The sequence below is a fragment of the Agromyces sp. Y782 genome, assembly GCF_059445405.1.
Genome location: NZ_JCAIUG010000001.1, coordinates 1,451,150 through 1,475,316 on the forward strand (window position 1 = coordinate 1,451,150; position 24,167 = coordinate 1,475,316).

At 69.2% G+C, this 24,167-nt stretch carries 8 protein-coding genes; 5 read left to right on the top strand and 3 right to left on the bottom strand.

Translation table 11 applies throughout. The features are described from left to right. Positions 1-47: 47 nt before the first annotated feature. The 3 genes from AC1C2S_RS06655 to AC1C2S_RS06665 all read right to left on the bottom strand — a co-directional run bounded on the left by AC1C2S_RS06655 (position 48) and on the right by AC1C2S_RS06665 (position 18,561). Positions 48-6,659, bottom strand: coding sequence for a family 78 glycoside hydrolase catalytic domain (locus AC1C2S_RS06655; protein WP_495351739.1), 6,612 nt, complete (start codon positions 6,657-6,659; stop codon positions 48-50). Positions 6,660-6,736: 77 nt separating this feature from the next. Continuing rightward, a complete protein-coding gene (locus AC1C2S_RS06660) occupies positions 6,737-12,820 on the bottom strand; it encodes a family 78 glycoside hydrolase catalytic domain (RefSeq protein WP_495351740.1) in 6,084 nt (2,027 codons plus the stop codon). Positions 12,821-12,891: 71 nt separating this feature from the next. Next, complete coding sequence (locus AC1C2S_RS06665; protein ID WP_495351741.1) at positions 12,892-18,561, bottom strand: family 78 glycoside hydrolase catalytic domain; 5,670 nt, start codon at positions 18,559-18,561, stop codon at positions 12,892-12,894. Between the two features lie 329 nt (positions 18,562-18,890). On the opposite strand from AC1C2S_RS06665, the gene AC1C2S_RS06670 reads away from it, so the two are divergent. The 5 genes from AC1C2S_RS06670 (at position 18,891) to AC1C2S_RS06690 (ending at position 24,156) form a co-directional block, all read left to right on the top strand. Further along, entirely contained in the window at positions 18,891-20,417 is a 1,527-nt protein-coding gene (locus tag AC1C2S_RS06670) for a sugar ABC transporter ATP-binding protein (RefSeq protein ID WP_495351742.1), read from the top strand. Then, on the top strand, positions 20,414-21,439 hold the full coding sequence (locus AC1C2S_RS06675) for an ABC transporter permease (RefSeq protein ID WP_495351743.1): 1,026 nt from the start codon (positions 20,414-20,416) through the stop codon (positions 21,437-21,439). Before AC1C2S_RS06670 ends, AC1C2S_RS06675 begins: the two co-directional genes overlap by 4 nt. After that, positions 21,439-22,509: an ABC transporter permease gene (locus tag AC1C2S_RS06680; RefSeq protein ID WP_495351744.1), complete on the top strand. Its 1,071-nt coding sequence runs from the start codon at positions 21,439-21,441 to the stop codon at positions 22,507-22,509. Before AC1C2S_RS06675 ends, AC1C2S_RS06680 begins: the two co-directional genes overlap by 1 nt. 64 nt (positions 22,510-22,573) lie before the next feature. Next, positions 22,574-23,611: a rhamnose ABC transporter substrate-binding protein gene (gene rhaS, locus AC1C2S_RS06685; RefSeq protein WP_495351745.1), complete on the top strand. Its 1,038-nt coding sequence runs from the start codon at positions 22,574-22,576 to the stop codon at positions 23,609-23,611. 179 nt (positions 23,612-23,790) lie between these two features. Beyond that, positions 23,791-24,156 carry an L-rhamnose mutarotase gene (locus AC1C2S_RS06690; RefSeq protein WP_495351746.1) on the top strand — a complete coding sequence of 122 codons (366 nt, stop codon included), beginning with the start codon at positions 23,791-23,793 and terminating at the stop codon, positions 24,154-24,156. Positions 24,157-24,167 lie beyond the last annotated feature (11 nt).

The following is a 24,167-nucleotide window of genomic DNA, read 5'->3' on the forward strand; positions in this document are numbered from 1 at the left end:
CGGTTGTCCAATCATGTTGTGGAGAGAATCTGACGGTCGGGCGCGTCTCATCGGAGGTCGCCCCGAACCGTGACGCCTCGTCGGCGGCGTGCGATGAGCAGCACGAGCCCGCCCAGCACCGCGAACCCACCGAGCACCAGCATCGGTGCGACGTCGACCCCGGTCGCCGCCATGTCGGACGTGCCGCCGGTGCCGCCACCGGTGCCGCCGGGCGCGCCGCCCGGCGGCAGGCCGTCTGACGTCACAGAGAAGGCGAACCGCACTGCGCTGCCCGACTCGGAGCCGAGCAGCACGATCGCATGGGCACCGAGCGCCGCAGTCGTCGGCACCGTCACGGTCGCCGCGAACGTGCCGGCTTCGTCGACGAGCACCGAGTCGAGCAGCACCGGGTCGGAGTGCAGCTCGATGCGCACCGTCTCACCCGGAGCGAATCCCGCGCCCGTGACGTCGACCGTGTCGCCCGGCTTGACCGCATCGGCAGAGATGGTTCCTCCGACGAGCAGCACCGCGAGTTCCTCACTCCGGTGCCCGGCGGCATCCGTCACCCGCACGCGCAGCTCTTGCGAGTGCGTGCCGATCGTGACGGGGCCGGCGTAGCCGGTCCAGTCGTCGCCGCCATCGGTCGCGTACTCGATGAGTGCGATTCCGGATGCCGCGTCGCTGCCGCCGAGCGTGAGCAAGCGCTCTGCCGAGAGCTGCACGGGAGATACCGTCGGCGCCGCCCCGTCGGCCCGCACCGTCACGTTGCCCTGCACGCTCGGATTGCCGGCCAGGTCGCTCACGCGGTACTCGAACAGCGTCACGCCGTCGTCGACCGGAACCGGCGCGGTGTACGCCCGCCAGGCGCCGCCGCTCAGGCGGTACTCGACCGAAGCGAGACCGCTGTCGGCGTCGGAGGCGAGCAGCGAGACCCGTGCGTTCTCCACGAGCCATCCGCCCGCACCTGGAGTGCCGGAGACCTTCGCCTCGACCGCGGGAACCGCCGTGTCGACGCGAAGGCTCTCGCTCGCGACCGCCGAGACGTTGCCTGCGACATCCCTCGCCCGGTACTCGAGCGCGTACTCGCCGTGCGGCAGGTCGATCGGGCTCGTCGCGGTCTGCCACGCTGCGCCGTCGATGCGGTACTCGATCGCGGCGACGCCACTCGTGGCATCCGTCGCCGACAGCGTCGCCGTCGAACCGAGCGGGAGCCAGCCATCGGCTGTCGCTGCCGGCGTCACCGCGATCGCGGCGACCGGAGCGACCTGGTCGATTCGCACCGGCACGGATGCCTCCGCGCTCGTGTTGCCCGCGGCATCCGTCGCCCGGAAGCTCAGGTCGTGCACGCCGTCGTCGCTGATCGCGACCGGCTCAGTGTACGGCGCGAGCTCCGCGCCGTCGAGCGAGTACTCGATCTGGACGGCACCCGCGCGGTTGTCTTGAGCGCGGAGTTCGACCGTGGCCGCACCGCGCGCCCAGCCTTCTGCGCCGGCGACCGCCGAGCCGACCGAAGCCGAGACGACGGGAGCCTGGACGTCGGCTGCGACGGGCAGGATCCAGACATCGGCGACCGAGGGATCGTAGAGCTCTTGACCCGTCTGGGTCTTCTGCATGCGCACGGTCACCGACGTCGCGTCGGTGAGCGCCGGGTCGTCGACGAGCACCTGGTAGTCCATCGTGCCGACCGAATTCTCGGTGCGCACGATCGTGCGGTTGTTCACGACGGTGCCGTCGACCGTGATGATGTAGTCCTTCGTCTGCGCCTTGTCGTAGGTCTCGCGTGCCCTGATCAGGAACGGCTGCCCCTGCTCGATGGCGACATCGAACTCGAAGTACGAACCGGGCGCCGTGACGCCGGAGTAGCGGCGGGTCAGGCCCGCCTCGTTCGGCGCGGTGCCCGAGGTCGACGACGCCGCGATGCCGTGCTGCGCCTCCGAGAAGGAGTGACCGAGGTCGACGTGGTCGATCACGCTGACGGGCAGCACGTGCACATCGGCGATCGAGGGGTCTCCCATGGTGTCGTCGGCGCCGCGCTGGAAGCGCAGGCGAACCGTTCCCGAGGCGCTGAGGTCGACATCGTCGACCGTGAAGGAGTAGCCGACGACGCCGGCGCCGCTCGTGTGCTCGCGCGAGTGCACGGGCACGCCGTTCGCCGAGATCGAGTACTGCTTGGTCGACGTCGAGCCGTAGGTCTCGACGACGTCGACGACGAACGGCTCGCCCGGCTCGACCGCGACGTCGAACTCGAACCACGAGCCGGGCACCCCGCCGTGCGAGTAGCGCCGACTGAGGCCCGCTTCGGTGCTCGTGCCGGAACTCGGGTGGGCGGTCAGGTTGTGGGCGGTCTCGGATGCCGCGGCGCCGAGGTCGACGTGGTCGTACTGCGCCGCGTCGAACGTCGGCACCAGCGTCGCCGAACCCGTCGCCATCGCGACATCGCCGCGCACCGCGGTCAGTGGCAGATCGACGCGGTAGGCGCTCACGGTGAGCGGCACGGCGACGTCGAGCGCGAAGTCGACCGTCTCGCCCGCCGGCACGAGGTGCTGCGCCGAACGCGGGGCACCGTTCCAGCCCGCCGGAACGGATGCCTCGACGGCGGTGAAGACCGCAGAGGTGCCCGAGTTGGTCACCGGCACCGTGATGGTGGCGAGGCCGTCGGCGGAGACCGGGGCCGGGGTGACCACGGCGGTGCCGATGGTCAGCGGCGAGCTGAGCGCGAAGCGGGCGGTCGCGACGCTGAGCAGTTCGTCGTCGCCGCGCAAGAAGGTGGCGGTGGCGCGCAGCGATGCCGTCTCAGTCGGCTCGGCGTCGTCGGGCACGCTCACGTCGAACGCGAGCGTGCCGGTCGCCCCGGGGGCGATCTCGCCCTCGAGCTCGGCGGACTCCGGGGTCAGGGTCCATCCCTCAGTGGAGACGACCGCCCCCGCGACGTCGTGCAGCGGCACGGTCGACGAGTTGTGCACATCGAGCTCGACGGCCACGGTGCTGCCCGGGGTGGCGAGCTCGGAGATCACGCGCAGCTCGGTGCTCACGCCGGCGATCGAGGCGACCGCATCGCTCAGCGCGGCACGGAGTGCGTCGATGCGCGAGCGCAGCGCCTGCTCGGTGGCACCGCTGTGCTCCTGCTCGTCGATCGTCGACTCGAGTTCGCCGACACCGCCCATCAACGCGGCGAGGCTCGCGACGGCGTCGTCGAGGTCGCCGTCGCCCAACTGCTCGATGGCTTCGAGCGCGAGTGCCGTGAGCTCGTCGACGGAGTCGAGGATCTCGGCGGCCTGCTCGCTCTTCAGCTCGCCCGTCGCCACCAGCTCGGTGGCCTTCGCGCTCGTCGCCTCCAGCTCGTCGAGGATCGCCCCCAGTTCGAGCACCTCACCGTCGACCGCGAAGGAGTAGGTGCCGGAGCCGACCTCGAGCGAGGTGCTGCCCGCCTCGGAGTCCCCGAGGCGCACGCCAGGGGCATCCGCCACAGGAACGCCGCCCTCGGTGATGGCCCACGTGGTGCCGGCCGGCACCACGACGGTCGCGGTGGTGTTCTCGGGAATCGTGACGTCGAGCGTGAAGTCCCTGCCGTCCTGCTTCCAGTCGGTGGCGATCGTGCCGTAGACCGACTCGTAGGAACCGGTGGCGTAGCTCAGGCCGCCGCCGGGCTTCGGCGCGATGACGGAGTGCTTGTAGCCGGGGCTGCCGTTGGAGATGGCGCCGATGTTGCGGTACATCCAGTCGCCGATGGCGCCGTAGGCGTAGTGGTTGAACGAGTTCATGCTCACGTCGCCGAAGCTGCCGTCGGGGTTGATCGAGTCCCAGCGCTCCCACATGGTGGTCGCCCCCATGGCGACCTCGTAGCCCCACGAGGGGAAGGTGTCGTTCAGCAGCAGCCGGTAGGCCTCTTCGAGGTGGCCGCTCTCGCTGAGCGCGGGAACCAGCCATGGAGTGCCGAGGAACCCCGTGGCGAGGTGGAAGTCGCGGCGCTCGAGGGTTTCGAGGAACTGCGCGGCGACGGCCTCGCGCTGCTCCTCCGGAACCAGCTTCATGCCGAGCGCGATGGCGTAGCCGGCCTGGCTGTCGCCCGAGATCGTGCCGTCTGCTGCGATGAAGCGGTCGGCGAAGACCTCTGCCCCGCGGGTGGCGAGCTCGGCGTAGTGCTCGGCGTCGTCGCCTTCGCCGATGGCGTCGGCCATCTCGCTCATGAGCTGCGCGACGTAGGCGTAGTAGGCCGTGCCGAGCACGTCACCGGGCGTCGGGTCGTCGAGGTTCAGCCAGTCGGCGTAGCTCGAACCGCGCACCATCGTCGGGTAAGTCGCGTCGAGGTAGTCCATGTACTTCGTCATCGAGGCGTAGCCCTCGCGGATCTGCTTCGTGCTGCCGTAGCTCTGCCACAGCACCCACGGAACCGTGATGCCGGCATCCGACCAGCCCGTGCCGCCGCCGCAGCAGGCGAGACTCCCCGTGTAGGGGGCGACGCCGTGGTAGTCACCGTTGGCGGCCTGGCCGTCTTGCAGGTCGACCAGCCACTTCGAGAGGAAGTTCAGCGAGTCCATGTTGAACGATGCTGTGGGCGCGAAGACGTTGATGTCGCCGCTCCAGCCCATGCGCTCGTCGCGAGCGGGCGTGTCGGTGGGAATGGAGAGGAAGTTGCCGCGCTGGCCCCAGGTGATGTTGCTCTGCAACTGGTTGAGCATGGCGTTCGAGGTCGAGAGCTCGCCGATGAAGCCGAGGTCGGAACCCCAGACCATGCCGGTCACGTCGGCGAGCTCGGGCGCGAGGCTCACGCCGGTGATCTCGATGTAGCGGAAGCCGTGGAAGGTGAACTTCGGCTCGTACCGGGCGGTGCCGTCGGCGGCGAAGGTGTAGTAATCGGTGGCCTTCGCGCTGCGCAGGTTGGCGACGTACGCGGTGCCGTCGGGGTTCAGCTCTTCGGCGTAGCGGATGCGCACGGTGCTGCCGGCGGTGCCCGTGAGCTTCATGTTCGCGACACCCACCATGTTCTGGCCGACGTCGTAGATGTACGCACCAGGGGTGGGTTCGGTGCGCTCGAGGGCGGGACGCGTGCCGGTGACCCGCACGGGCTCCTCAGTCTGGGGCTCCAGTTTCTCCGTCTCGGACGGGGCCACCCAGGGGGCGCTCCACTCGCTGTCGTCGAAGCCGCTGGCATTCCAGCCGGCGCGCTCATTGGCCGCGTTGTATGTCTCACCATCGATGAGGTCGGCGGCCGCGTACGGCCCGGTTGCCGTCTTCCAGGTGTCATCGCTGGCGACGATCTTGTGGGTGCCGTCGCTGTAGTCGACGCGCAACTGCGCGATCAGCGAGTTGCGGTCACCGTAGTTGTGGTTGCCGACGTGGGCGAGTCGGCCCGAGTACCAGCCCGGTGCGAGCATCGCACCGATCGTGTTCTCGCCCGCTGCGATCTGCTCGGTGACGTCGTAGGTCTGGAACGCGATACGCGAGTGGTAGTCGGTCCACCCCGGGGCAAGCTCGAGATCGCCGACCTTGGCACCGTTGAGGCTGAGCTCGTAGATGCCGCGGGCCGTGGCGTAGACGCGGGCGCGCTCGACGGTCTTGTCGGGGTCGACCGTGAACTCATTGCGGAGCAGCGGCTGATCGGTGTTCTGGGCGACCAGGAAGTCGTTGTTGCCGCTCACCTCGAGGCCGTCGTCGACCACGGTGCCGCCCGCGAAGGGATTTCCGTCGGTGAAGTCGGTGTCGAGCAGCGTCTTCGTGGGCGTCGTCACCGAGAGCGAATGGATCACGGCGGATTCGAGCGCGGTGGTGCTGGCGCTCGTGCGGAAGCCGACGTAGCCCTTCGCGAAGCTCGAGTCCGAGCGGGTGTCGACGAGCTGGTCGTTGACGCGCGTCTCGATCGTCGAGCCGGTGACGGTGATGGCGACGGTGGCACGCTGCTTCAGCACGTCGGCCGCGAGCCCGTGGTCGGTGAGCCTGACTTCGGGCGTGGTGCTGTAGCCGCCGTTCGTCTTCTCGTGCGGTCGCAGGCGCGGAACGCCGGGGGTTTCGTCGTTCAGCTGCCACATGTAGGCGTTGCCGTTCGAGCCGCCGGTCACGCCGGTGCCGCGGAAGTACACGCCGAAGGCGGTTCCCGGCTTGAGCGTGAAGTCGGCCGTGACCGTGTAGTCGGTCCATTCCGCCAGCTGGTCGGCGGGGTCCGGCCCGCCGATCCAGTTGCCGGCCCACTCGCTGTTGTCGAGGATGCCGGTCTCGAACCAGCTCGGAGAGCTCCACTCCGACTCGTCGCCGGCGCCATCCCACACCCTGACCTGCCAGTAGTAGCGGGTCTGCGATTCGAGGGCCGGTCCGCCGTAGCGCACCTCGACCGACTGGTCGGACTCCACCTTGCCCGAGTCCCACACCGTGGATCCGTCGAGCCCGTCGACGCTCGTAGCGGCCCGCACCTGGTACGCGCTCTGCACGACTCCGCGAGCATCGTCATCCGCATCGAGCTGCCAGCTGAGACCGGGAGTCTCGCCGCCGATGCCGAGCGGGGTTGCACGGTTGTCGGTCTTGAGCGTGCCGACTGCGATGCCGTCGGCTGCGGTCACCGCTGTGGCGGTCACCCCGTCGGTGAGCACGAGCGCGAGCGCGAGCGCCGTGGCCGCCGCGACCGCGCCGAGGCGAGCCAAGGCGGATCGGCCGGATTGCCCGACCGCGAGTGTGGTGTGGGTGTGCACGAGGTGGGTTCCAATCGCCATTGAAGAGGAGGGGGCTGGGTGGGGCCGCCGGCCCGGGAGGTGCCGGCGGCCGTTGGTCACGCCGTCGGCGTCATGGTCTCGGCGCCGTTCGAGTGCCGCCGTCGGCGCCAGACGACGAGAGCGCCGCCTGCCGCCGCGAGCAGCAGGCCGAGCGTCAGCACGGGCGCCACGACCGCACCGGTCGTGGCGATGCCGCCGGGCAGGATCACCGTGTCGGGGTCGACCGTGATCGCGAAGGAGATCGTCGACTCGGGGTTCTCCCCGGTGAGCACGAGGTGGTGCTCACCGGTCGCGGTGTCGCTCGGGATCGTCACGACAGTGCTGAAGGTACCGGAGTCGGCGGCGACCGCCTCGCCGAGGCGGACGGGCTCCGAACGCAGCTCGATCGTGACGGTCTCGCCCGGCGCGAAGCCCTCGCCGCTCACCGTGATGGTGTCGCCCGGCTTGGCGCCCGCCGCTGAGAGCGAACCACCCACGACCGTTCGCTCCCCTGTCGCGCCGACATTGCCGGCGACGTCGGAGGCTCGGAACTCGACCGAGTGCGCGCGGTTGTCGAGCTCGACCGTGCCGGTGTAGAGCGCCCACTCGCTCGCGCCGTCGATGCGGAACTCGATGCGGTCGACGCCCGAACCCTCGTCGCTTCCGGCGAGGCTGAGCACGCGGCCCTGCAGGCTCGCAGTCACCTCCGGTCGCACGCTGTCGACCTCGATCCTTTCGATCAGCGTCTCGCCGACGTTGCCGACCGCGTCGCTCGCCCGGTACCGCAGCTCGGTGGTGCCCTCGGGAATGCCGATCGCCGCGGTGTACGCGGTCCAGGCTCCGGTGCCGATCGCGTACTCGATCGCGCCCAGGCCGCTTTCGGCGTCGGATGCCGCGAGCTCGACGGTCGGCGAGACGAGATGCCACCCGCTCGCGGCGGGTTCCGAGCTGCGCTCGGCGGTCACGCTCGGCGCGACGCCGTCGACCGCGAACGCGGCTGAAGACACCGCGCTGGCGGTGCCGGCGATGTCGCGAGCACGGTACTCGACGACCGTCTCGCCGAGCGGGAGCTCGACGGCGTTCGTGTACGCAGTCCATGCGCCGGCGCCGAGACGGTACTCGATCGCGGCGACACCGCTGCCCGCATCCGTCGCCGAGATGGTGAGCGAGGTGCCGGAGGCGAACCAGCCGCCGATCGAGTCGGCGCTCACGCTGTGCGAGACGCCAGGAGCAGTCACGTCGATGCTCACCGCGGCCTGCTTCGGCTCGCTCACGTTGCCCGCGGCATCCGTCGCCCGATACTCGATGACCGTGGCGCCCTCTTCACCGATCGTGAAGGGGGCTGCGTAGCTCGTCCATTCGCCGCCGTCGATGCGGTACTCGCTCGTCACCGCGCCTGCCCGTTCGTCGCTCGCGGTGAGCGAGACGTCGACCGCGCCGGTGAACCATCCGGCCTGACCGCGAGCGCCCTGAGCCAGTGCCTCGAGCGCGACGCTCGGAGCGAGCCGATCGGCGGCGACCGGCAGCACCCAGAGGTCGGCGAGGGAGGCGTCGTAGTTGCGCCCCAACTCGTTGTTCTGGAAGCGGATGCGAACCGTGCCGGTCTCGGTGAGGGCTAGGTCATCGACGACGAACTGGTAGGCGACCGTGCCGAGACCGCCGGTGTGTTCGTGGAGCCGCTGGTGCACGAGCTGCCCATTGACGAAGACGTCGTACTCCTTCGTCTGCGCGCGGTCGTACGTCTCGATCGTGCGCACCAGGAACGGCTCGCCGGGCGTGACCGCGAGATCGAACTCGAAGAAGCCCTCAGGGTCTTCTCGGTTCGCGTAGCGGCGGGTGAGACCCGCCTCGGTGTTGGTGCCCGAGCGCGCGGAGGCACTCAGCGCGTGCGCGGTCTCGGAGGCTGCGTCGCCGAGGTCGACGTGGTCGAGCGCTCCGACCACCGCGGGGAGTTCGACGGCGACGGTGCCGCTCGCGCTGCCGTAGACGACTTCGCCGCTGACGACCGAGACGGTCACGGCGTTCGCACCGGCGGTGGCGGTAAGCGGCACGACCGCGTCGACGCCGAGCACCGCGGTGCTGCCTGCGGCGATCACCGTCTGCTCACCGAGCACTGGGGTCGCGCCGGCGATTCCGCCGCTCGCCGAGGCCGTGACGTCGCGCACCGAGTCGTTGACGACCTCGACGCTCAGCCGAACGACGCCCTCGGGGGCCGCCGTCGCGGGCGTCGCCGTCAGGTACTGCACGACGAGTGGCGAGTCGACCGTCAGGGGCACCGACAAGGGAATGCTCGCCGCCGTGCCCTCGAAGGAGTAGTCGAGCACGGCACTCACGGTGACGGAACCGCTCTTCTGCCGTTCGGGAACGAGGGCCGTGTAGCTGCCCGCGAGCGATGCCCCGGCACCGAGCGCGCCGAGTTCGACGGCAGCGGGCTCGAACACCCAGGCGTCCTGCGCGCTCGGGGTCAACGTCACGGCTTCAACACCGAACTCGCCCGTGCTCGTGACTCGTGCGGGAATCACCGCGGTCTCGCCCGGGAAGGCGCTCTCGAGCGGCGTCTCGAGCTCGGCCGCGATTCCCAGCAGGCCGGCCGAGAGCGAACCGAGCTCCGAGCGGATGTCGGCGAGGGCACCCTGCAGAGCACCGCGCTCCGGTTCATTCGTCGCATCGGCGGTCTCGTCGGCCGCCGTCAGCTCGCCCAGCGCCGCGTGAACCGCGGAGGCGCTCTGCGCGATCTCCCCCGCCGTGTAGTGCTCGAGACCGCGCTCGGCGTGGCCGCTGAGCGCTTCGCGAGCCGCGGTGAGGTCATCGGCAGCGTCGCCGCCGATGGCGCCCTCCACGTCGTCGACGACGCCCTGCAGCGTCTCGATCGCGTCGATCAGGTCGCCGAAGCGGCCGCGGTCCGCGTCGACCGTGAACTCGTAGTGGCCCGAGCCGACCTCGATGGTGGCCGTGCCGGCCTCGACGCTCAGCGAGTGCACGCCGTCGGCGTCAGCCGCTGCCACGCCCGACTCCAGCACGGCGAGCGCGTTGCCCGCGGGGAGCTGGACCGCGGCCGTGGTGTTCGCCGGCACCTCGACCGTGAGCGCGAGTCCGTCGTCGGTGAGCGTCCAGTCGGAGGAGATGTGGCCGTACACCGAGTCGTAGCCGACCTTCGCGTACGCCAGCCCGCCGCCGGGAGTGGGCGCGATCAGCGTCTTCTTGTAGCCGGGTTCGAGCTGCTGGATGCCGCCGATCGTTCGGTACATCCAGTTGCCGACGGCGCCGGGGGCGAAGTGGTTGAAGGAGTTCATGGCCAGGTCGCCGAAGCTGCCGTCTTCGCGGATCGAGTCCCAGCGCTCCCACATGGTGGTGGCGCCGCGGTCGATCTGGAATCCCCACGAGGGGTAGCTCCGGTTGAGCAGCAGTTGGTACGCGACATCCGATTGACCGGCAGCGCTGAGCGCCGGCAGCAGGTTGAAGGTGCCGAGGAACCCGGTGGCGAGGTGGCCGCCGCGGGCCGCGACGGCGGCGGCCAGGTGTTCGCCGGCCTCGTCGATCAGGTCGTCGGGCACGAGGCCGAACGCGATGCTGGACGTGTACGCCGTCTGGCTGTTGCCTGCGATGCTGCCGTCGTCGGCGATGAACTTCTCCTGGTAGGCGGCGGCGATGCGTTCGAAGAGCGCGGTGTAGCGCGCGGCATCCGCCTGCCGGTCGATGGCCTCGGCCATCTGCGCCATCAGGTTGACGCTCTGGGCGTAGAACGCCGTGCCGAGCAGGTCGGCCGGCGTCGGGTCGCCGAGGTTCAGCCAGTCGCCCCAGGTTCCGTAACCGGGCCGGATGCCGGTGGGTGCGATGCCCTCGAGGTAGTCGATGTAGTCGGCCATGGAGTCGTAGTTGGCCTCGATCACGGCCGTGTCGCCGTAGCTCTGCCACAGGGTCCACGGCACCGTGATGCCGGCGTCCGCCCACCCTGTGGAGCCGCCGCCGCACGAGGAGTGCACGGCCGGGTCCTTGCAGAACTGCGGGGCGACCTCTGGGTATGCGCCGTTCGGCAGCTGCGCATCGCGCATGTCGCTCATCCACTTGGTGAGGAAGGTCTGCGAGTCCATGTTGAAGGTCGCGGTGCTGGCGAAGACGTTGATGTCACCCGTCCAGCCGAGTCGCTCGTCGCGAGCGGGCGTGTCGGTCGGGATCGACAGCCAGTTGCCGCGCTGCCCCCAGACGATGTTCGACTGCAGCTGGTTCACCATGCTGTCGGATGTCTCGAAGGTGCTGCTGAACTCCGCATCGGTGTTCATCACGAGGCCCGTGACCGCAGCGGTCGTCGGCGGCGTGGTGACGCCGCTCAACTCGACGTACCGGAAGCCGTGGAACGTGAAGCGCGGCTCGTAGGTGATCGTGCCGTCCTCGGCGAAGGTGTAGGTGTCAGTGGCCTTGGCCGACCGCAGGTTCTCAGGGGCGATCGTGCCATCGGCGTGCACGACCTCCGCATGCCGAAGCGTCACCGTCTGTCCGGCGATGCCGCTGAGCTGCAGGCGCACCTTGCCGACCATGTTCTGGCCGAGGTCGAAGACGTATCGCCCGGCGGTCGGCTCGGTCACGCTCAGCGGCACGACCTCCTGCGTGACCCGCACCGGCGGGTCGACCTGGGGAACCAGCGTCTCGGTGCCGCCGTCGGCGACGACGACGTCGCTCCATCCGCTCGGGGTGAACGATGCCGTGTTCCAACCGCCCTGCTCCAGTCGGGCGTCGTAGCTCTCGCCCATGAGCAGGTCGCTCGAGATGATCGGGCTCGGCGCGCTCTTCCAGCTGTCGTCGGTGACGAAGGTCTGTCGGGTGCCGTCTTCGTAGTCGACCGACAGCTGCGCGGTGACGCTCGGCAGGGAGCCGTACTGGCCCGGGCCGAACCAGCCGAGGCTGCCGGCGTACCAGCCGGGTCCGGCCATCACGCCGATCGCGTTCCCGCCCTGCTGGATCTGCTCGGTGACGTCGTACGTCTGGTATTGGGTGCGGAGGTTGTAGTCGGTGAAGCCCGGCGCGAGTTCGTGGTCGCTGACGCGCTCGCCGTTCAGGCTGAACTCGTAGACGCCCTGAGCGGATGCCGAGAGTCGGGCGCTCGCCACCGGCTTGTCGACGGCGAACTCGTCGCGCATCATCGGCGACGACGCGGCGCTGCGGAGGACGGCGTTCGTGCCGCCGGCGACGACGAGTCCCGACCCGGCGACGCTCGTGCCCGCCGTGAACGGGTTCACCACGGCGCCGAGATCGGCGTCGAGCAGGCTGTGGCCGCCCGAGGTGGCGGAGACACTGTGGAGCGTGACCTGCTCAGCGCCGCTCGTGCGGATGCCGAAGGTGCCCGTCGCGAAACTCGAGTCGCTGCGCTGGTCGACCTGCACGTCGTTGACGAAGGTGGTGATCTGCGAGCCGGATGCCTCGATGCGCAGCGTTCCCCGCTGCTTGAGCACGTCTGCGCCGAGCTCGGCCGGCAGCGGCACCTCCTGGAGCACGGCGTACGAGCCGTTCGTGTTCTTGTGCGGGCGGAGCTTGGGCGTGCCGGCCGTCTCGTCGTTCAACTGCCACATGTAGGTGTTGGCAAGACTCGCATCGCCGCGGAAATAGACGCCGAAGGCCGAGCCGGGCTTCAACGTGAAATCGAGCTCGACCTCGAAGTCGCCCCACGGCGCCGGCGCGGCGACGCCGATCCACTCCGCCTCCCAGTCGTCGGGCGAGGCGAGTGCGGTCTCGAACCAGGCTGCCTCGCTCCAGTCGGTGGATGCCCCGTCGGCGGTGCTGACGCGCACCTGCCAGTAGTACCTGGTGGAGGGCTCGAGTTCGGCGCCCTCGTAGACGACGTCGATCGAGCGGTCGGAGCCCACGACGCCGGAGTTCCAGACGTCGTGCGAACCGAGGCCGTCGACCGTGGCTGCGACGCGGATCTCGTACCCGGCCTGCATGACGTCGCGCGCGGTCGAGGCGAGCTGCCAGCTGAATCTCGGCTCGAAGGAGGTGATGCCGAGCGGATTCACCGCACGGTCGGTCTTCAGGGCCGTGACCTCGGTTGTCGCGGCCGCCTGCGCGGGGCTCACCGTGCCATCGACGGCGACGAAGCCGATCACGAGGGCGAACGCCAGTGCGCCGGAGGCGATCATCCGGGTGGAGGTGCGAACGGACCCGCGCATGTGTTTCCTATCTTCGGTGACGCTGGAAGCCTGGTGATTCGGGGTGGTGATCGCGCGCGCGATCCGGTTGCTCATCGTTCGTCCGGGCTCGGGCTCGGGCTCGCGCTCGGGCTCGCGCTCGCGGCGCGGCGTCGCCGCCAGAGCAGGGCTCCTGCCCCGAGCAGCAGCAGCACGCCGGCCCCGAGCACGAGAGGAAGGGCGTTGAATCCCGTGGAGGCGATGACGTCGACCTGAATCGTGACGGACCCGTCCGCGCCGTCGCCGTTGCCGTTGCCGTTGCCGCCATCGCCCGCATCGCCGACGACCACGAACACCAGCTCATGCGCGCCCGCGGGCACCGCCAGCGGAATGCTCGCGTCGAGCGCCACGACGCCGGCGGCACTCGCCGTGACCGTGCCGAGCACCGTGACCTCGGAGTGCAGTTCCACCCGAACCTCGGCGCCGGCAGCGAACCCGGTGGCCTCGATCGCGAGCGACTCCCCCGGCGTCACGGTGAGCGTGGGGGCCTCAGCCGTCGGCTCGAGCGTGATGGTCTCGCTCACGTTGCCCGCGACGTCGTTCGCGCGAGTGAACACCGGGTTCGGCAGCTCGCCCTGTGCGATCAGCGCCTCGACGCCGGCCACCCAGCTCGTACCGTCGGCGGAATACTCCACGTTCGCAATGCCGGCCGTGGCATCCGACGCCGCGGAGACGAGCTCGCCCGCCTCGGAGAGCCAGCCCCAGACGACCGGCGCGACCCCGTCGATCGCGAACCCGCTCGACCCGACGGCGCTCTCGTTGCCCGCGGCATCCGTCGCCCGATACTCGATCGTGTGCTCGCCCTGCTCCGTCACGGTCACCGGCTCGTCGTATCGCGACCAGTCGGCGGCCGAGTCGAGCCGGTAGTCGATCTCGAGACCTTCGGCCACGTCGTCGGCGGCATTCAGTTCGACCGTCACCGGCCCGGGCGACCACTCGCCCGCCACGGCCGAGCCGGATCGCGTCACAGTGGCGGAGACACTCGGCGCCAGCACGTCGGCACCGACCGGAAGGGTCCAGGCGTCGGCGATCGACGGGTCGTAGTTGGTCGTGGAATCTGCGTGCTGCATGGTGATCGTCGCCGTGCCCGTGCTGCTGAACGCCGCTGGGTCGTCGACGAGGATCTGGTAGTTGTCCGTGCCGTAGTCGTTCGTCGCCCGCTGGAAGAGGCGGGCCTGCACCTCGACCCCGTCGACCTGCACCGAGTACTCCTTCAACCGAGCACCGTCGTACGTCTCGACCGCGCGAATGATGAACGGGGCGTCCTTCGGCACCGCCATCGTGAAGCTGAAGTACGAGCTCGCGGCGTTGCCGGAGTAGCGCCGGGTCGCGCCCGCCTCGACGCTCGTGCCCGACGTCGGCGAGGCCGTGAGCCCGTGTGCCGCCTCGGAGGCACCGTCGCCGAGGTCGATGTGGTCGAGCACCGTCTCGTCAGCGCCCGGTACGGGAACGATCGCCTCGATCGAGGCGGTACCCGTCGCGAGCACGGTATCGCCGTGCGCGAACTCGACCGCCAGCGCCAGCGCCTGCTCGTCGAGCGTGGTCGGCACGAAGAGCTCGATGGCGACCATCGCCGTCTCGCCCGGTGCGATGACGATCTCGGAGGAGGCGACCGCGGCCCACCCGGCCGGCGGGGTCACGGATGCCACGCCTGACACCGGCCGCGAGCCGGTGTTCTCCAGCGCGAGGGTCACGACGGTCTTCGAGTTCGGCAGAACGGATGCCGGTTCGGCCGTCACCGCGGTCAGCACCACGCCGGACTCGACCGTGACGACGGTCTGGCCCTCACCACGGAGTGTCAGGCCCTGGTAGTCGTAGCCGACGACGACCGGCAGGGCGACGTCGCCGGGCAGTTGCGAGACCGGCACCGTCGTCGTGAAGGTCGCGGTGGCGGACTCGCCCGCCGGCAGGCTCGGCACGAGCGGTGAGCTCGCCGGGTCGACCACCCACGACCCACCGAGGTCGAGCTTCGCGCTCAGCTCGGTGAGTTCCTCGGTTCCGGTGTTGGTCAGCAGGGCCGTCACGGTGAGGGGCTGCCCCGGAAGAACGGTGGTCGGCGTTCCGGTGTCGACGGCGACCGTGATGCCCGAGAGCTCGGCGGCGAGCGCGTCGAGCTGCGCCTCGATCGCACCCAACGCCTCGGCGAGCTGTGCGAGCGCATCCGCCTCGATGTCACCGTCGTCGACCCAATCGCCGAGCTCGCGAATCTCGGCGAGCGCCTCGAGCACGTCGGCAACGGCGCCGGCCCGATCGGACTCGAGCACGCCGATTCCGTGACCCACGGCGTCGACGATGCGCTGGAGGGCACGTTCGACATGAGCGGCGTCACCTCCGCCGAGACCCTCGAGAGCGTCGAGTTCGTTCTGGAGGTCGGTCGACGCCTCGATCACGGCGCCGAACTGCTCGGCGAGCGCGCTCACGCTGAACGCGTACGAGCCGGAACCCACCAGCACACTCACGATGTCGCCCTCGGACGAGAGCACTTCGACACCCGCGGCATCCGCCAGCGATGCCGCACCCTCGGTGACGGCCCAGGCGTTCGATGCCGGGATCTGCACGGTGGCGGTGGCGTTCGTCGGCACCGTGACCGAGAGCGAGAGGTCGCCGCCGGTGAGCGTCCAATCGGTGGTGACGAGGCCGTACGCGGTCTCGAGACTCGCGGACGCGCTCGTCAGTCCGCCACCGGGGTGGGGGCTGATGACGGTCGACTTGTAGCCGGTGTCGCCCACGGCGATGCCGCCGATGTTCTGGTACATCCAGTCGCCGACGGCGCCGAAGGCGTAGTGGTTGAAGGAGTTCATGCTCGCCGCGCCGAAGTTGCCGTTGGCGTCGATCGAGTCCCACCGCTCCCACATGGTGGTGGCGCCCGACTCGACCTCGTAGCCCCACGAGGGCAGCGTCTTGTTCATGAGCAGTCGGTAGGCGACATCCCAGTTGCCGCTCTTGCTGAGCGCGGGCAGGAGCCACGGGGTTCCGACGAAGCCGGTCGAGAGGTGGTAATCGCGGCTCGCGACCTTGGCGACGAGCTTGTCTCCGGCGGCTTCGACGAGTTCGGCCGGCACGAGGTCCATGCCGATCGCGAGCGCGTAGGCGGTCTGGCTGTTGCCCTCGACCCCGCCGTCGGCGGCGACGAACTCGTCTTGGAAGAGCTGCGTGATCTCGCCGCCCATCTCGGCGTACCGGGTGGCGTCGGCATCCTTGCCGATCGCGTCGGCCATCTCGCTCATGGCGCGTGCCATGTAGGCGTAGTAGGCGGTGCCGAGCACCTCGGGCGGCGTGTCGTCGCCGAGGTGGAGCCAGTCGCCGTAGGGGCCGTGGTTGCGGAGGCGGTTCGGGAAGTTGGTCTCGAGGTAGCCGAAGTACTTCTCCATCGACGCGTAGTGGTCGCGGATCAGCCCGGTGTCGCCGTAGCGCTCCCACATCATCCAGGGGATGATGACGCCGCCGTCGGACCACGCCGTTCCGCCGTCGCAGCAGCCCTGGCCGGGCCCGCGAGGTGCGGATTCGGGGAACTCGCCGTCGGCCAGCTGCGTGTCGCGCATGTCCTGCAGCCACTTCTTGACGAACTCCTTGGTGTTCTGGTTGAAGGCGGCGGTGGGTGCGAAGGCGAGCAGGTCGCCCGAGTAGCCGAGTCGCTCGTCGCGGGCCGGGGTATCGGTCGGTACCGAGATGAAGTTGCTGCGCTGGCCCCAGACGATGTTCGACTGCAGCTGGTTGAGCATCGGGTCGGAGGTCTCGAAGGTTCCGGTCGCCTTCAGATCGGAGCCGAACACGTCGGCCGAGATGTCGCCGACGGCCGGCGCCGCGGCGAGCCCGCTGATCTCGATGTAGCGGAATCCGTGCTGCGTGAAGCGCGGGCGGACGAGGGCCGTGCCGTCTTCGGCGAAGGTGTAGTGATCGGTCGCCTTCGCGCTGCGCAGGTTGTCGACGTAGAGGCTGCCGTCCTTGTTCAGCACCTCCGCGTAGCGGATCGTGGCGGTCTCGCCGGCCGTGCCGGTCAGCGTCATGCGACCGACACCCGAGAGGTTCTGGCCGAGGTCGTAGATGTGCACGCCGGCGGGCATCTCGCTCTGCGCGATCGCCGGAACGTTCTCGGTCGTGCGCACGGGCTCGTCGCTCTGGCTCACGAGCTTGTCGGTGGCCGATTCGGCGACCGCGACGGGCGACCACGCGGCGTCGTCGAAGCCCGGCTCGTTCCAGCCGTCGATCTCGAGTCGGGCGTCGTAGTCTTCACCCATCTGCAGGTCGGCGCTGCGGATGGGGCCGGGGTGGGTCGTCCAGTCGGAGTCGGTCGAGACGAGCTGCGTCGATCCGTCGGTGTACTCGATCGCGAGTTGGGCGATGACCGAGGTCTGCGAGCCGTACTTGTGGTTGCCGAACCAGGCGATGTACCCGGCGTACCATCCGTCGCTCACCATGGCGCCGAAGGCGTTCTCACCCGACTTCACGAGCTCGGTGACGTCGTAGCTCTGGTACTGGATGCGCTGGGTGAAATCGGTCCAGCCGGGTGCAAGCTCGTGATCGCCGACCTTCTCACCGTTCAGCGACAGCTCGTAGATGCCCCGAGCAGAGGCGAAGAGGCGAGCGGATGCCACGTGCTTGGCGTCGTCGGTCTCGAACCCGGTACGCAGGAGCGGCAGCGAGGTCGAGGGCGTGTAGAGCGCGTTGACGAACCCGGAGACCTTGAGACCGCCGTTCGGTCCGGCGATGATCGTGCCGGCGTTGAACGGGTTCTGCCCGCCGGCGAAGTCGGAGGCGTAGAGCGTGGCGGTGGGCGAGGTCACCGTCATCGAGTGGATCAGCACCTCTTCGTTGTTGACGTCGGTGCGCAGGCCCGCGAAGCCGCCGGAATGCGACGAGTCCGTGCGCGAATCGACGACGACGTCGTTGAGCGTCGTCGTGATGCGGTCCCCGTCGAGCTCGATGCTGAGTGTGCCGCGCTGCGCGAGCACATCCTCCGGCAGCCCCTTGGCGGTGAGGTCGATCTCTTCGAGCACCCGCCAGTTGTTGTTCACGCGAACGTGGGGCCGCAGCATCGGGTGCTCGGAGTCGGAGTCGTTGAGCTGCCACATGTAGGTGTTCGTGAAGTCGGCGGAGGAACGGAGGTAGAGCCCGAACGTCTTGTCGGCCGTCGGGGTGAAGTCGATGTCGACCGTGTAGTCGGTCCAGTCGGCGACCTGCGCAGCGGGGTCCGGGGCGCCGATCCAGTCGGCCTTCCACTCTGCGGCGGCGAAGATCCCGGTCTCGAAGGATGCGGCATCCGACCAGTCCGATTCGTTGCCGCGGTCGTCCCACACCTTGACCTGCCAGCTGTATCGCGTCTGCGACTCGAGGGCCGGGCCCTCGTAGTCGATGTCGAGCTGCTGGTCGGAGTCGACCTTGCCGGAATCCCACAACGCGTCGGAGTCGAGTGCCGCCTCGTTCGTCGCGACCCGGATCCGGTAGGCGCTCTGCAACACACCGCGCCCGGTCGACGTGCTCGTGAACGCGAAGATCGGCGCATCCGCCGTGACGCCGAGCGGGTCGATGCGACCGTTCGTGGTGAGTCCGGTCGCGGCGATGTCGCCGTCCGCCGCGTCGGCGGGTCCCGCGACGGCAGGGCTTGTCATGGTGATCGGCGCGAGCAGTACCACCGAGAGCGCGAGTGCGGCGAGGGCGGTGGCTGCGGTGCGCGCACGGCGCGAGCGCTCGCCGCGGAAGAGCGCCTTGGTGAGGATCGACATCGAGGTGGTGTCTCCGGTCTCGTCATTGAGAGGGCCGCGCAGCGACCACCGGCAGTTCGCCGGCGCGTCGTCGCGCACCGTGTTTGAAACGATTCAAACAGTGTCGGTTCGACGAATCTATCACACAGCCGCGTCGGAGGCTCGTCCGATCCGGAGCCGGGCGCCGAGCGCGACTTCGACATGACCCCTGGTCACGGACGGCAGCACGGTGCGGCGCGACTTGACACCACCGGCGCGTTCGACGTACATTTCTAAGATTCCCGTGAAACGATTCAACCCGATTCGCTTCCCATCCGCACAGTGGCTCGCCGCAGTTGAGGTCCAAATCAATGACGATTCCCCCCGATAACCCCGGCCGCGCACCGGCGTTGGAACTCCGCGACGTCGAGAAGTCATTCGGGTCCGTCGTGGCGCTCCGCTCGGCCACGATCGAGGTGTACGCGGGCTCCATCCACGCCCTCGTCGGCGAGAACGGCGCGGGCAAGTCGACGCTCGTGAAGATCGTCGCCGGCCTCTACCGCCGCGACGCAGGTGTCTTCCGCTTCGGCGGCGGCGACGTCGACTTCACCTCGACCGCCGAGTCGAAAGCCGCGGGCATCGCGGTCATCTACCAGGAGCCCACGCTCTTCCCCGACCTCTCGGTCACCGAGAACGTCTTCATGGGCCGCCAGCCGACCGGCCGCTTCGGCCGTATCGACCGCAAGGCGATGCGGAGCGAGGTCGACGGACTGTTCCAGCGTCTCGGCGTGCGCATCGACCCCGACCGCCCGGCCGAGGGCCTTTCGATCGCCGACCAGCAGGTCATCGAGATCGCCAAGGCCATCTCGCTCGACGCGAAGCTGCTCATCATGGATGAGCCGACCGCCGCCCTCTCGGGCGTCGAGGTCGACCGCCTCTTCCAGATCGCCCGGAGCCTGCGCGACGAGGGCCGCGCCCTCATCTTCATCTCGCACCGCTTCGACGAGGTCTTCGACCTCTGCGACACCGTGACCGTGATGCGCGACGGCTCGTACATCTCCACGAACCGCATCGCCGACACGAGCGTCGATGAGATCGTGAAGCAGATGGTCGGGCGCGAGGTCACCGACCTCTTCCCGAAGCAGCCCGCGACGATCGGCGCTCCGCTGCTCGAGGTCGACGGCCTCACGAGCGCCGGCGTCTTCCACGACATCAGCTTCACCGTTCGCGCGGGTGAGATCGTCGCCCTCGCCGGCCTCGTCGGCGCGGGTCGCAGCGAGGTGGCCCGCGCGGTCTTCGGCGTCGACCCCTACCAGGCCGGCACCGTGCGTCTCAGCGGCAAGCCGGTGCCCGCGAAGAACCCGACCGCGGCGATGCGCCAGGGCCTCGCCCTCGTGCCGGAAGATCGCCGCAAGCAGGGCCTCGTGCTCGACTCGAGCGTCTCCCACAACACGACCCTCGCGATCCGCGAGCAGCTCGCCAAGTTCGGTCTCATCACCTCGAGCATCGAGAACCGGGCGGCGCGGGTGTGGGCCAGCCGGCTCGAGGTGAAGGCCAACGCGCTCAGCACCGTCGCCGGCACCCTCTCGGGCGGCAACCAGCAGAAGGTCGTGCTCGGCAAGTGGCTCGCCACCGAGCCGACGGTGCTCATCATCGACGAGCCGACCCGCGGCATCGACGTCGGCACGAAGTCCGAAGTGCACCGCTTGCTCTCCGAGCTCGCCGGCCAGGGCATGGGCATCCTCATGATCTCCTCCGAACTGCCCGAGGTGCTCGGCATGGCAGATCGGGTGCTCGTGATGCGCGAAGGGCGCATCACCGCCGAGATCGACCGCGCCGACGCGACATCCGAGAACGTCATGTTCGCCGCGACCCACGCCGAGGAGCAGCACTCGTGAGCACCGCGACCACCACCCCGACCTCCAATGTGACGAAGCGCCTCGGCGCCATCGGCAAGGCCCGTGAACTCGGCATCCTGCTCGCCCTCGTCATCGTCGTGATCGCGGCGACCGCAGCGAACCCGAACTTCCTGTTCAGCGCAGACGGATGGCGCGACCTGCTGCTGACGCCGTCGATTCTGGTGCTCGTGGCCATCGGGCAGGCGATCGTGCTGATCACCCGCAACGTCGACCTCTCGGTCGGCTCGGTGCTCGGCCTGACCGCCTATATGACCGGGCGACTGTTCATCGACATCCCCGGCATCCCGATCATCGTGGTGTTCGTCATCGCGATCGTGTTCGGCGGTCTCCTCGGCCTGATCAACGGAGCGCTCGTCGCCTTCGCGAAGGTGCCGGCGATGGTCATCACCCTCGGCACGCTCTACGCCTACCGCGGCATCAACGTGCTCTGGACCGGCAGCGACCGGGTGAACGCCTCCGACCTGCCGAAGGACTTCCTCGCGCTCGGCACGGGGCAGATCCTCACCATCCCGATCCTCACGATCATCGCGTTCGTGGTGCTCGTGATCGCCGCCTGGTACATGAAGAACACCCGCGGCGGCCGCGAGTTCTACGCGATCGGCTCCGACCCCGCTGCGGCGGAGCTCTACGGCCTGCGCATCACGCGGCGCCTGCTGACCGCGTTCGTGCTCTCGGGCGCGCTGGCCGGACTCGGCGGGGTGCTCTACGCCGCCCGCTACGGCACGATCAACTCGCAGGCCGGTTCGGGCTGGGAGCTCGACGCGGTCGGTGCCGCCGTCATCGGCGGCGTCGCGATCGTGGGCGGTGTCGGCTCGGTCTGGGGCGCGGCGATCGGTGCGGTGCTGCTGCTCACGATCAACCGGGCCCTGCCGATCCTCGGCATCCCCGACTTCTGGCAGCGCGCCGTCGTGGGCGTGCTCATCATCGGTGCGATCGTGCTCGACCGCGTGCTCGCCGTACGCCAGAAACGCAAGCTCCTCGAAGCAAGGGACGAAAGCTGATGACGAGCCTCATCCACTCGACCGGCACGGCGACTCGCCAGTACCGGGACTACGACCGGCCGCTCTGGAAGCGGGTGCTGCTGACCCGCGAGATGGCGATCATCGCCCTGCTCGTCATCGTCGTCGTCGTCGCATCGCTGACCGTGCGCGGGTTCGCCCAGCCGATCACCACGACCTACCTCATCCTCGATGTGGCGCCGATCCTGCTCATCGCCCTGCCGATGACCCTCATCATGATCACGGGCGAGATCGACCTCTCGGTCGCGAGTGTCGTCGGACTCTCGAGCGTCGTGACCGGCGTGCTCACCCAGGGCGGGGTGCCCTTCGAGGTGGCGGCCCTCGTCGCCCTCCTCGTCGGCGGCATCGGCGGCGCCTTCAACGGCTTCCTCGTCACCGTCGTCGGCCTGCCCTCGCTGGCCGTCACGATCGGCACGCTCGCACTCTTCCGCGGGCTCGCCGTCGGCCTCCTCGGCACGACCGCGGTCACCGACTTCCCCGAGTTCTGGACCGACCTCGCCAAGGCGAAGCTCGGCGCCACGGGCATCCCGCTCATCATCATCCCGTTCCTCGTGCTACTCGTCGTGTTCGCGGTTCTCCTGCATTTCACGCCGTTCGGGCGCGGCATCTTCGCGATCGGCCTCTCGAAGGAGGCCGCGGCCTTCTCGGGCGTGAACGTGGCTCGCACGAAGTTCATCCTCTTCGTGTTCGCCGGCCTGGTCTCGGCCTTCGCGGGCATCTACTACACGCTGCGGTTCGGCAGCGCCCGCGGCGACAACGCGACCGGCTTGGAACTGCAGGTCATCGCCGCGGTCGTGCTCGGCGGAGTGAGCGTCTTCGGTGGTCGCGGCGCGCTTCACGGCGTCGTCGCCGGCGTGCTGCTCATCGGCGTGCTCGCGAGCGCACTGCGGCTCGCGAACGTCACCTCCGACGTCATCAACATCATCACCGGGGCGCTGCTCGTGATCTCGGTGGTGTCTTCGAGCTTCCTGGCCTGGCTGCAGGGGCGACGACAGTCGCAGCGGCAGGCGTCGGGGGGAACACCGCGCGTCGAGGTCTCCACAGCAGGGTAACCGGACCGCACCACCGTCGATGCGAACAGCACATCGGCGCCATCCAATGAAGGGACGAACAACGATGTTGTTTCAGAAGAAGACCCGCGTCGCGGCGCTCGCCGCACTCGCGGTGAGCATCGCGCTCGTGGCGACCGGCTGTGCTGCCGGCGACTCGGGCTCCGGCGGCGAAGGCGAGGGCGACGGCGGCAACCTGGCGATCACGTTCCTGCCGAAGAACCTCGGCAACCCGTACTTCGACACCTCGAACGCCGGTGGCGAAGAGGCGATCGACGAGTTCGGCGGCACGTTCGCCGAGGTCGGGCCCGCCGAGGCGACGCCCGACGGCCAGGTCAGCTACATCAACACGCTCACCCAGCAGGGCGTCGGCGCGATCGTCGTCTCGGCGAACGACCCGAAGGCGATCTGCGACGCGCTCAACGAGGCGCGTGACGCAGGGGTCAAGGTCGTCACGTTCGACTCCGACACCAACGCCGACTGCCGCGACCTGTTCGTGAACCAGGCCGACTCCGAGGGCATCGCCAAGGTGCAGGTCGACCTCATCGCCGAGCAGATCGGCGATGCGGGCGAGATCGCCGTGCTGTCGGCATCGGCGAACGCCACGAACCAGAACGCCTGGATCGAGCTCATGAAGGAAGAGCTCGCAGCGAGCCACCCCGACATCGAGGTCGTCGAGGTCGTCTACGGCGACGACGATGACCAGACCTCGTTCGACAAGACGGCTGCACTGCTGCAGACCCACCCGAACCTGAAGGGCATCGTCTCGCCGACGACCGTCGGCATTGCCGCGGCCGCGCGCTACCTGCAGACCTCGGAGTACAAGGGCAAGGTCGCACTGACCGGCCTCGGCACCCCGAACCAGATGCGCGAGTACGTCGAAGACGGCACCGTCACGGCGTTCGCCCTGTGGAACCCGGCCGACCTCGGCTACCTCTCGGCGTTCGCAGCGAAGGCGCTCATCGAGGGCGACATCACCGGAGCCGAAGGCGACACCTTCGACGCCGGCAAGCTCGGCGAGTACACGGTCGGCGCTGACGGCGTCGTGCTGCTCGGCGACCCGTACGTGTTCGACGCGGACAACATCGGCGACTTCGACTTCTAGTCGATTGTTGCGGGGCGGGGCCCGGCCGATTCCATTCGGCCGGGCCTCACCCTTCCGCCCGCGCGGGCGCACACGTAGACTCGACGCGGAAAGCGCATTCCCGACTCCAGCCCAGTTGCGGCCTCGGGGTGCAGACCGTAGTATTGAAACGATTCAGAATGAGAGATGGGAACTCGAGCATGAGCGCGACGCACGCCGATGAGCGAGTCTGCTTCCAATTGCAGGTCGACCCCGCGCGCCTCGATGAATACCGCGCCCGCCACGCGACCGTCTGGCCCGAGATGCTGCGTGCGATCGCGGCATCCGGTCGTCGCAACTACTCACTCTTCCTCCGCCCCGACGGCCTCCTCATCGGGTACTACGAGACCGACGACGACGTGGCATCGCAAGCGTCCCTCGAACTCGACCCGCGCACCGCGGCATGGGAGGCCGACATGGCCGAGTTCTTCATCTCCCTCGACGGACGCCCCGACCAGGCCGCCGCCCGGCTCCCCGAGGTGTTCCACCTCGAAGACCAACTCACCGCACTCGGCGACGATCGGTGAACGACCAATGA